The sequence below is a fragment of the Micromonospora yasonensis genome, assembly GCF_026013475.1.
GTDB classification, from domain to species: domain Bacteria; phylum Actinomycetota; class Actinomycetes; order Mycobacteriales; family Micromonosporaceae; genus Micromonospora; species Micromonospora yasonensis.
This window is the reverse complement of sequence record NZ_JAPDPH010000240.1, coordinates 1-10,384: the sequence shown is the minus strand read 5'-3', so window position 1 is coordinate 10,384 and position 10,384 is coordinate 1. Positions and strand designations below refer to the sequence as shown.

Annotated in this window: 10 protein-coding genes; 6 read left to right on the top strand and 4 right to left on the bottom strand. The window is 72.1% G+C overall.

From position 1 onward, the window contains the following. Positions 1-387: 387 nt before the first annotated feature. Positions 388-1,113, bottom strand: coding sequence for a dienelactone hydrolase family protein (locus ONA70_RS30880; protein WP_265010024.1), 726 nt, complete (start codon positions 1,111-1,113; stop codon positions 388-390). Positions 1,114-1,191: 78 nt separating this feature from the next. Between ONA70_RS30880 and ONA70_RS30875 the strand changes: the two genes are divergently transcribed. Further along, the gene (locus ONA70_RS30875; RefSeq protein WP_265010023.1) at positions 1,192-1,560 is read left to right on the top strand and encodes an ArsC/Spx/MgsR family protein; all 369 of its coding nucleotides are present in this window, start codon (positions 1,192-1,194) and stop codon (positions 1,558-1,560) included. Positions 1,561-1,577: 17 nt separating this feature from the next. On the opposite strand, the gene ONA70_RS30870 is transcribed toward ONA70_RS30875, so the two are convergent. Beyond that, a complete protein-coding gene (locus ONA70_RS30870) occupies positions 1,578-1,769 on the bottom strand; it encodes a hypothetical protein (RefSeq protein ID WP_265010022.1) in 192 nt (63 codons plus the stop codon). A 19-nt stretch (positions 1,770-1,788) separates the two neighbouring features. On the opposite strand from ONA70_RS30870, the gene ONA70_RS30865 reads away from it, so the two are divergent. Together ONA70_RS30865 and ONA70_RS30860 are read left to right on the top strand one after the other, a co-directional pair. Next, entirely contained in the window at positions 1,789-2,448 is a 660-nt protein-coding gene (locus tag ONA70_RS30865; RefSeq protein WP_265010021.1) for a hypothetical protein, read from the top strand. A 40-nt stretch (positions 2,449-2,488) separates the two neighbouring features. Then, positions 2,489-2,878: a hypothetical protein gene (locus ONA70_RS30860; protein WP_265010020.1), complete on the top strand. Its 390-nt coding sequence runs from the start codon at positions 2,489-2,491 to the stop codon at positions 2,876-2,878. 11 nt (positions 2,879-2,889) lie between these two features. Here the strand turns inward: ONA70_RS30860 and ONA70_RS30855 are convergent, their stop codons facing one another. Then, on the bottom strand, positions 2,890-4,137 hold the full coding sequence (locus ONA70_RS30855) for a histidine decarboxylase (RefSeq protein WP_265010019.1): 1,248 nt from the start codon (positions 4,135-4,137) through the stop codon (positions 2,890-2,892). Between the two features lie 436 nt (positions 4,138-4,573). Between ONA70_RS30855 and ONA70_RS30850 the strand changes: the two genes are divergently transcribed. Next, positions 4,574-5,779 carry a hypothetical protein gene (locus tag ONA70_RS30850; RefSeq protein WP_265010018.1) on the top strand — a complete coding sequence of 402 codons (1,206 nt, stop codon included), beginning with the start codon at positions 4,574-4,576 and terminating at the stop codon, positions 5,777-5,779. Between the two features lie 59 nt (positions 5,780-5,838). Here the strand turns inward: ONA70_RS30850 and ONA70_RS30845 are convergent, their stop codons facing one another. Next, positions 5,839-7,236 carry an APC family permease gene (locus ONA70_RS30845; RefSeq protein WP_265010017.1) on the bottom strand — a complete coding sequence of 466 codons (1,398 nt, stop codon included), beginning with the start codon at positions 7,234-7,236 and terminating at the stop codon, positions 5,839-5,841. A gap of 476 nt (positions 7,237-7,712) precedes the next feature. On the opposite strand from ONA70_RS30845, the gene ONA70_RS30840 reads away from it, so the two are divergent. Together ONA70_RS30840 and ONA70_RS30835 are read left to right on the top strand one after the other, a co-directional pair. Beyond that, positions 7,713-8,405 (top strand): cellulose binding domain-containing protein, encoded by a 693-nt coding sequence (locus ONA70_RS30840; RefSeq protein ID WP_265010016.1) that lies wholly within the window; start codon positions 7,713-7,715, stop codon positions 8,403-8,405. A 132-nt stretch (positions 8,406-8,537) separates the two neighbouring features. Then, positions 8,538-10,384: alpha-amylase family glycosyl hydrolase (locus ONA70_RS30835; RefSeq protein WP_265010015.1), on the top strand; the 1,847-nt coding region annotated here is incomplete at its 3' end.

Genomic DNA, 10,384 nt, shown 5'->3' with positions numbered 1-10,384 from the left:
CATCAGGGGCCCGCGCGGACGCCTCGACCCCACACGCTCCGGACATCCGACGCGACAACAAAGCCGTCGACCTGCAATCGCGATGAGGTCCCCGCGGGCGACACCCCGACATCCGGCACCCGAATTGGATCACGCCCGCCTGCCGCCCCAACCACCCGGCGAACCGGACATCCACCCCAGAACCCGCCAACCGGCCATGGAGCGTCCCCCCCGGCGACCGGGCCCATCCAGGGAGATGGAGATCCGCCCAACTTCCCGAAAAGTGCGCCCTCCCAGGCGCGGGGAGGCAGCACCTTCCCCGAAGTTGTGCGGATCTTGAGCAGGGGGTGGCCCGCCGTCGGACGGCGGGAGGGGGCGTGGGTGGAACGTCATGCATTCTGTGGGTGGTCAGGGGGCGGTGAGGAGGCCGAGGACGGCGTCGACTGCCGCGCGTACGGCGGCCCGGGACTGGTCGGTGTGGTCCAGTGCGTCGAATCCGTGCCGGCCGTCCGGTACGTCGATGACCTGCACCGGCGTCCCCCGCCGTGCCGCCTCGGCGGTGAATGCGTCGGTGGCGGCCGCGATCTCCGGCCGCTCCCGGCCGGCGCGGGTGAGCACCAGCGGCGGTGCGCCGCCGGCGTCGGCGAGCGCCTCGATCGGGCGGAAGCGCGGGTCGACCTCCCAGCCGGGCAGCGGCGCGAGCAGCGGGTACGTCGCCGCCAGGCCACGCAGCCACGGCGGCGGCGTACGCAGCCAGTCGCCGAGCAGCAGGCCGCTGCCGGAGAAGAACCAGAGGGCCACCCGGTCCGGGTCCACCCGGGGATCGGCGCGGACCAGGTCAACGGCCTTGGTGAGCTGCGCGGCCGGCTCCGGCAGGCCCGCCGGGGAGTCGACGGTGAGCCGGGCCAGTGCCGCGACCACGCCCTGCTCGGCGAGGAGTGCGCCGTACCCCCGGTAGAGCAGCCACTCCCGGGGGTCCGGCGCGTCCGGTGGGAGCGGGATGCCGTGCGCCACGACGACGGCTGGTTGCCGGCCCGCCCGCGGTGGCGGGTAGAGGTCGACCTGATCGTGCCGCTCCACCGGCCCGGCCGGCGGTGACAAGACAAACTGCGTCTCCCAGAAACTGTTTCCCATGTACGCATCATAGGGGGCCGGGGCTGCCCCGTCGACCGTCTGTTATGGAGGCGAGTCCGGTCTGCCACCATGTTCGCCATGGAGATCTGGGACAACCCGGCCTGTTCGAAGTGTGTCGCCGCCCGCAGTAGCCTGGACGAGGCACGGGTGCCGTACCGGTTGCGGGCGTACCTGACCGAGCCGCCGAGCGCGGCCGAGTTGACCGAGGTGCTGCGGCGGCTGGGGGCGCGGGCCTGGGACATCTGCCGTACCGGCGAGCCGGCCGCCGCCGCGCTCGGGATGGCGGACTGGTCCCGGGACGACGACAGCGAGCCGCGCTGGATCGCCGCGATGGTCGCGCACCCCGAGCTGATCCAGCGGCCGATCCTGCTGTTGGACGACGGCGGCGCGCTGGTCGGGCGTACCCCGGAGGCCGTGGCCGAGGCGGTGCGCCGCACCGACCTCTGACGCCGCTCCGGCGGGGATCAGGAAGGGTCGTCGGCGGGCGGGACGGCGCCGATGGCGCGCGCGTGCCGCTCGCGCAACCGGTCCCGGATCTCCTCCGGGGTGTACGCCCGGCGGCGCCGCTCCGCCCTGGCCACGACCACACCGGTCGCCGCGACGCCGGCGAGGCCGGCCAGTCCGAGCACCTTCCACCACCGTATCCGTTGCCGCATCGGCTTAGGGTAATCCTCCATGAGCATCAGTCTGGACGAGGCCGTGGAGCTGACCCGGACCGGCGACGTGTGGGTGTTCCGCGGGCGCAGCGTGCCCGACCGGGCCATCCAGTTCACCACGAACAGCCCGGTGAACCACGTCGGCATGGCGTTGGTGCTGGAGGACATGCCCCCGCTGATGTGGCACGCGGAGCTGGGCCGTTCGCTGCCGGACCGGTGGACCGGCACCCACCAGCGCGGCGTCCAGCTGCACGACCTGCGGGACGCCGTCTGCGTCTGGGCCAACCGATACGGCCAACGGGCCTGGTTACGCCAGCTGGAACCGCCGGCCGACACCGCGATGGAGGAGGCGGCGCTGCGTACCGTGGCGCGCCTCGACGGCACTCCGTTCCCGTCCACCGCCCAGCTCGCCTGGCGCTGGGCCCGGGGCCGGGTGCCCGACCTGCGCCGGCGGAGGTCCACTGCGGAGGCCGGGGGCGTGCCGGTGCGCGATCGGGCGCTGGAGACCGCGTACTGCGCCGAGGTGGTGGCGGTGACCTACGAGGCGATGGGGCTGCTGCCCGCCGGCCGCCGGCCCAACTGGTACGACCCCGGCCGGTTCTGGAGCGGCGACGACCTCGACCTGACCGGCCGGGCGCAGCTCGGCGCGGAGATCGAGGTACGCATCCCGCCGCGCTGAGCAGGTTTGCCGGGCCGTCCGTGCGGCAATGGAGAGCGCCGTGAAGGCTTCCACGGACCTCGACGCGCTGGCGGACTTCTTCGACCGGTACGGCGTCGCCCTGACCACCGGCGACGTGCCTGCCATCGCCGCCTGCTACGCCCTGCCCGGGCTGGTGGTCGCCGACACCTACAGTTTCTCGTTCACCTCCCCGGCCGCGGTGGCGCTCAGCTTCGTCGGGGCGGCCCCCGACTACCACGAGCGGGAACTGGTCGCGGCCAACGCGCAGATCGAGGATGTGCAGCAGGTCTCAGCGCTGCTCATCGAGGTGGCGGTGCGGTGGGAGTTCCTGGACAGCCAGGGCGGGGCCGTGCCCGGGGAGCGCTACCGCTACCTGCTGCGGGCCACCGACGGCGGTCCGGTCATCTGCACCGTCATCCGTACCGCCTGACCTGGCTGGGATCAGCTGGCCGAATAGAGCACGTCGGGCGTCGGCGCGGGAGGTGCGACGTCCGCCGTCCGCCGGGTCCGCCGGACCGGGGCTCGGCGCTTGCGGGCCCGGCGGCGTGGGTCGACGGCGGCGGCCAGGTCCGCGACGAACTCGTCGATGACCTCCTTGGTCACCCCGGGCATGCAGATCAGGTGGCTGCGCCCGTCGCTGCTGGCCAGCACCCACTTCGCGGTCACCTCCGCCGGCGGGGTGGGAAAGACCACGGTGAAGGCGTGGTCGTGCCGCCAGGCCGGCCAGCTGACCTCGTTGAGCCGGTCCACGGTGTACGCCGCCAGCTCCCGGGCCCGGTCCGCGCGCTCCCGCAGGCCCGCGTGGCCCAGGCTGCGGATCGCGTACCAGAGCAGCAGGGCGGGATGACCGCTGCGCGAGCCGCTGATCGTGGTGTCCACCGTGGCGGTGTAGTTGGGGGCCTGCCCGAGCTGCTGCTGGAGGGTGCGGCGGGTCAGCACCACCCCGCACGGGACGGGGGTGCCGAGGAACTTGTAACCGGAGATGGAGACGCTGTCGACGGTCGAGTCCAGCCGCAGGGCGTGACCGTTGTCGGCGAGAGCCAGCGGGAGACCGGCCAGGGCCCCGTCGACGTGCAGGTGGTGCCGGACCGCGGCGCGCGCCAGGACGGCGCGGATGCGCGGCACGTCGTCGACGGCCTCGGTCATCGTGGTGCCGCAGGTGGCCACGACGATCGCCGGCCGGTCCCGGTGCAGGTCGATCATCCGGGCGAGGTCGTCGTAGTCGATCTCCCCACGCTCGTCGGCGCGGATCACCACGGCGTCCATGCCGAGCAGGTCCAGGCACTTCGGCAGCGAGTAGTGCGCGTCGGCGGAGTGGTAGACCAGCCCCTTCGGGAACCGGGCACGGGCCAGGTAGAGGGCGTAGAGGTTGCCCTCGGTGCCGCCGGAGGTGAGGTAGCCCCACCGGTCGTCGGCCGGCGCGTGGAACAGATCCCCGAACCAGTTCAGCACCTCCCGCTCGAAGCGCTTGGTGTGGTTGGTCCCGGCCGGGTCGGTCCACGGGTCCCCGATGTTGTTCAGCAGGGCGTCGAAGAGGGGTGCGAGCGGGCTGTAGTCGATGTCGGTGGCGACCGGGAAGCCGACGTGCGTCGTACGGCCGGCCGCGACGGCCGCGCGTACCCCGGCGAGTTCGGCGAGGAGGTCCTCCGGATCGGCGACGGGGTCGTCATGAGACGGGTCGGCTGACAACGCGGCGCTCCTCATCATCCGGTGCAGGGTGCACGGCGCAACGAGTGGACCATGAGTCACGGAGAGCAGGCAAGGGTTGCGAATTTGGCCACCAAATATCCACAATCGACAGTTCGGCTGCCGTGAGCTGGCCCGGTACGGGTGCTCCCGCCCGGCCGGCGGCCGGGCCGTCTTCGCTGAGTTGTGAGTCAGATCGCTCCGACCTGGGCATTGTGTGCGGACGGTTGATAACGCGTGCACCCAGTGAAATCATCGGCGCGGCGAATTCCAGCTAGCCAGGAGCTACCACGTGTCGCAGGATCACCGATCGCCGATGCCGCGTCCGTCTTATGAGGACCCTCGTGACCACGGCGCGGCCAACGGGCCCAGCTATCCCCCGGCGGCGTCCCCGGGCAGGGCGCCGGGACGCTGGGCCGGGACCGGTGAGCATCCACTCTTGACGGCAGGCGCGTCGGAACCCAGCTACGGCGCGCCCGGCTACGGCGCGTCGGTGGGCTCGACCGGGCTTTCCGGGGCCGAGCCGCCCCGCTACGGCGTGCCGACGCCGGCGTCTTCGCTGGATGCGCCGACCGGCCACGCGTACGCCGCCCCGGCGACCGGCGGATACCCCGCCCAGGCCGCCCCCGGCTACGGCCAGGCGGAAGCGTCCCGCTACCCCGCGCAGGCCGCGACCGGTTACCCCGCCCGCGAGGCGCCCCGTTACCGTGCCCCGGAGACGCCGGCCTACCCGGCACCGGGTGCCCCCCCGTACCACACGCCGGAGGCGCCCGCCCGCCCCGCGCCGGAGAACACCGGCTACGCGACGCCGGAGACGCCGCGCTACGCCGCGCCGGAGGCCGGAGCCTGGCCGTCGCCCGCGCCGAGCGGCGCCCCCACGGTCGGCGGGCAGCGGGAGTCGGATAGGGCCGGGTCGGCCGCCGACGGATACTCCGGGCAGGGCATCCAGAACCAGATCCGGCAGGCCGTGGTGCATCGGGTGCAGTACGCCAACGCCCTGCACGCCTCGCACTACTGGGACCTGCGCCGGACCAAGCCGGTGGGTCCACACGCGCTGATCTTCATGTACGGCAGCCTGGACTCGAGGTTCTCCGACCCGCGTCGGCCGTACTACGAGATCAAGGCGGCGTCCCGGCTGTTCCGGGACGGCGCCGACGTGCAGGACCTGCCCGCTCTGCTGCACGAGCTGACCGAGATCGCCAAGAGCTACCTCGCCGACGGCCGGGTCTTCGACCCGGTGGCCCAGATGACCCAGTCCGCCGACCCGATGCCCGCCGACGCGACGTACGTCGGGGTCGCCGTGTCCACCCTGCTCGGTTCCGTCGAGGAAATCGGCGACGAGCCGCTGGTGGCCATCGGTGGGATGGGGATTCCCGGCCGGTGCCTGGTGGCCCTCTCGGACAACAACCTGCTGGTGGTCGAGCGGCCGCCCCGCGCGCACGAGCAGGTGGAGGTCTACTCCACCTTCCCGTACACCACCGGTGGCGGGGTGGAGTACCGCAGTTGGCGGCCGTTCAGCCAGGAGCAGCTGGCGGATCCGGCCTGGCGTTGGTTGCAGCATCTCAACCAGTTGGTGCTGACCGGCCAGGAGCGCAAGGCCGCAGCCGCCGCCGCGGCGGTCGCCGGCGGCCGGCGGCGGCGGTGAGACGGGCGACGGCCCGTCCCCGGCTGCGGGGGCGGGCCGTCGTGTCGCGCGGAGAACGCCTAGAGCGAGCGTCCGATCAGGTCCTGCTCGATCACCGCGAGCGGGCGTAGCTGCCCCTGGCCGACGTTCTTCAGCACCTCGGGGCGGGTGGCCTTCAGCACCGCCGCCCAGATCAGGCCGATCACCGCCGCGGCCGCCACCGCGCCGGGGACCAGCCACTTCGTCATCGAGTCCGCCGGCGCGCCGAGCACGGCGGAGAGGTTGACCAGCGTGGTCAGCAGGGCCGCGCTGACCAGCACCGCGCCGATCAGCGGGGCCACCGTCCGCTGCCACGCGCTCTCGGTGCCGCCCCCGCCCTTGCGGAAGAAGGCGATCGCGGCCAGCGACGTGACGGCCATCATCAGCAGCACCGCGATGGCCGCGACGCCGGACAGCCAGCTGAACATGATGGCGACCGGATCGGCCCCGGTCAGCGCGAAGATCAGGATCACCGGCAGGGCGATCGCCGACTGGAGCACCGAGCCGGCGACCGGCGCGCCGCCCCGGCCGATCTTCTCGAACACCGCCGGCAGTACCCGCTCCCGTCCGAGGCTGAAGGCGTACCGGGCGACCGAGTTGTGGAAGCTGACCATCGCGGCGAAGACGCTGGTCACGACGAGGACGGTCGCGACGCCGCCGAGCAGTGGGCTGGCGTGCGTCTCGAGGATCGAGAACGGCAGGCCGCTCGACGGGTCCCGGGACTGGTCCACCACCTTGTCGGGGCCGACGGCCACCGCCAGTGCCCAGGCGGCGAGCGCGTAGAGCACGGCGAGCAGGATCAGGGCCGAGTAGGCGGCCTTCGACACCGCCTGCGGGGAGCGCGACTCCTCGGAGTAGACCGCCGCGGACTCGTACCCGACGAAGGACGCGGCGCAGAAGGCGACCACACCACCGATGCCGGGCACCAGCAGGTTGCTGGGGTTCAACGGCGCGAAGCTCACCGAACCGCCGGCCGGGTGGGTGAACGAGGTGAGGATGAACAGCAGGATCACCGCGACCTCGACGGCCAGCACCGCGCCCAGCAGGCCGACGCTGATCCGCGCCTTCAGCACCCCGACGGACGCGACGGCGGCCCAGGCGACCAGGGACCAGACCCACCAGGTGCCACCGATGCTGCCGCTGACGGCCGCGCCGAGCAGCCCGTAAAGGCAGATCTGGATGGCGTTGTACCCGAGCAGCACGACGGGGGCGGCGACCACTCCCCAGAAGCGCCCGAAGCCGGCCGCGAGGGCGGCGTAGAAGACGCCCGCGCTGGAGACGTAGCGGGCCATCGCCAGGTAACCGACGGAGAAGAAGAGCAGTGCGGCCGCGATCACGACGAAGCCGAGCGGTGTGCCGGTGACGCCGGTCGAGGCGTACGTGGCGACGATCGCACCGGCGAGCACTGCCATCGGGGAGGAGGCGGTCGCGCTGAACACCAGCAGGGCACCCGTCCCGAGGGACTTTCGGATGAGCCCGGTTGGCGCACTGGCAATCTGCATGGGGGTGCTCCGAGTCGGAATGAGGGGCTTGGGGGTGGACTGGGACGGGCGGACCGGCGCCTCGGCGCGGCCTCGGCTCAGTGTTCGTGCCGTGGTGGGTGGGGCTCGGTGACGGGAGCTCCAACCTGGACGGCTCCAAGGATCTTGAGCGACATTGCCCGGTTCTGGCCCATTTAGGATCTCCAATCGATGAGCCCGGACAGACTAGCCGACGACGCCTCGCGTTCCCTCACGTGCGGCTCGTGGCGAGAGGTGCGCGCCGGACCGGGGATCCGGGGCACCGAACCGGCGCGTCCCGGGTCAGCCGTTCTCCGCGTCCCGTTGGCCGGACGGGCGGAACGCGGGCCGCTGCGCTACGAATCGTTGCGGGCGCTGGCTACGCTGGCGCGTCGGCGTCGGCGAGGGGGGACTTGATGAGCATCGGGCAGGAACGGCCGTCCGAGGCACCGTCGGGACTGCGGATGCTGGCCTCGGTGCCGTGGATCGTGGTCCTGCTCGGCGTCGGCCTGCTGACCACTCTGCTGCTCGTCGCCGTGTTCTCCGTGCGCGAGAAGGAGCACGAGAGCGTGCCGGCTGCCCTCGACCCGCCGATCTACCTTCCCACCGTCGGGGTGGACGCCGGCACGTCCGCGCCGCCGACGGTCGCGCCGCTGGTCCCCGGCGCCGACGAGCCGTCGCCGACCGGCACCACGCCCGGCCGTACCCCGTCGTCGAGAACCACTTCGGCGGCTCCCGCGGCGGCGCCCGCGGCGTCGGCCCTCGTCGCGCCGGCCACGCCGCAGGCCGGCACCGTCACGGCGCGGTACGAGGCGACCCGCAGCGACCGGGACTGGTTCGAGGCCCGGTTGACCGTCACCAACGGCTCCGGCCGCAGCCAGAGCTGGGAGGTGCGGCTGTACTTCCCCGGCAACGTCAAGGCCGTGCAGGCGTCCTCCGCCTCCGGGGTGTCGGTCAGCACGCAGGGCGGCGGTGCGTTCGTGCTGAGTGGCACCCGGTCGCTGCCGTCGGGGGAGGCCGCCGTGGTGTCCCTGCGGTTCACCCGGACCGGCACCGGGGAGCAGCCAGGCGAGTGCACAGTGAACGGCGCGAACTGCGTCATCGACTGAAACGTCGGTCGATGGACGATGTCACCGTTTCGCAAGGTGACTGCTTTGTTGCGACCTGGTTTGCAAGGTATTGCAGAATGTTTCGGCAAGGGCTAGCGTGCGGGCGAATCAGCGACCAGAGAAAGGCCGTCGATGAAACCCCCGCCGATATCTCCCAAGGCGCTGCTCGCCTTGGTCTCCTCGCTCGTGCTCACCCTGGTCGGCGTGCCGGTGGCCATCCACCAACTGGGCGCCGACGCCGCCGACCGCTCCGCCGCCCCCGACGTGCTCGCGGCCGCGGGCGCTCCCCAGTGGGCGCAGGAGCCGTCCGCCGAGACCCTGCTCCAGGCCGGCAGCACCAGCGCCAGGGCCGAGCAGTTCTACTTCGTGCTGCCGGACCGCTTCGCCAACGGGGACCAGCGCAACGACACTGGTGGGCTCACCGGCGACCGGCTCACCACCGGCCTGGACCCGACCGACAAGGGCTTCTACCACGGCGGTGACCTCAAGGGCGTCATCGACAAGCTGGACTACATCCAGGGCCTCGGCACCACGGCCATCTGGCTGGCCCCGGTCTTCAAGAACCGGCCCGTGCAGGGCACCGGCGCGGACGTCTCCGCCGGCTACCACGGGTACTGGATCACCGACTTCACCCAGGTCGACCCGCACTTCGGCAGCAACGAGGAACTGAAGAAGCTGGTCGACCTCGCCCACCGGCGGGACATCAAGGTCTACCTCGACATCATCGCCAACCACACTGCGGACGTCATCAGGTACGCCGAGAACAAGTACGGCTACGTCGACAAGAAGACCGCGCCGTACCGGGACGCGCAGGGCCGGGCCTTCGAGGACCGCAACTACGCCGACGGCACCCGGGACTTCCCGCAGGTCAACACCTCGTCGTTCCCGTACACCCCGGTCTTCGCCAACCCCGCGGACGCCAAGGTGAAGGTCCCGGCCTGGCTGAACGACCCGGCCATGTACCACAACCGGGGTGACTCGACCTTCTCCGGCGAGAACAGCGAGTACGGCGACTTCTTCGGGCTCGACGACCTCTGGACCGAGCGGCCCGAGGTGGTCCGTGGCATGACCGACATCTACGCGCAGTGGATCGGCAAGGTCGGGGTCGACGGCTTCCGGCTGGACACCGTCAAGCACACGAACCTCGACTTCTGGCCGCAGTTCGCCCGCGGCATCAACGCCGCCGCCGCCGAGGCCGGCAAGCCGGACTTCTTCATGTTCGGTGAGGTCTACAGCGCCGACCAGGAGATCGAGTCGACGTACGTGCGGCAGGGCGGGCTGCCGGCCACCCTCGACTTCTCCTTCCAGGAGGCCGCGCGCGGCTACACCGCCGCCGACGGCTCGGCCAAGGCGCTCGCCGACGTGTACGCCAAGGACGACCTGTACTCGGCCCGGAACACCGACGCCAACCGGCTGACCACCTTCCTCGGCAACCACGACATGGGCCGGATCGGCTCGTTCGTCGCGGCGGCCGGCGGTGACGACGCCAGCCAGTTGCGCCGGGACCAGCTCGCCCACCAGCTGATGTTCCTCACCCGGGGCCAGCCCGTGGTCTACTCCGGTGACGAGCAGGGGTTCACCGGCCCCGGCGGCGACAAGGACGCCCGGCAGGACATGTTCGCCTCGAAGACGGCGGACTACCTGGACGACGACCTGATCGGCACCACCCGGACCCACGCCAGCGACCAGTACGACACCACCCACCCGCTGTACCGGACCATCGCCGAGCTGGGCCGGCTCCGGCAGGCCCACCCGGCCCTGCGGGACGGCGTTCAGGTCACCCGGTACGCGGCCGACGGCCCGGGCGTCTTCGCCTTCTCCCGGATCCTGCCGCAGGACCGGACCGAGTACCTGGTGGCGGTGAACAACGCCGGCACCGCGCAGACTGTCACCGTGGACACCTGGTCGGCCGGCGCCACCTTCACCGGCATCTACGGCGGTGCCGCGACCGCCACGGCGGGGGGCCGCGGGCACACGGA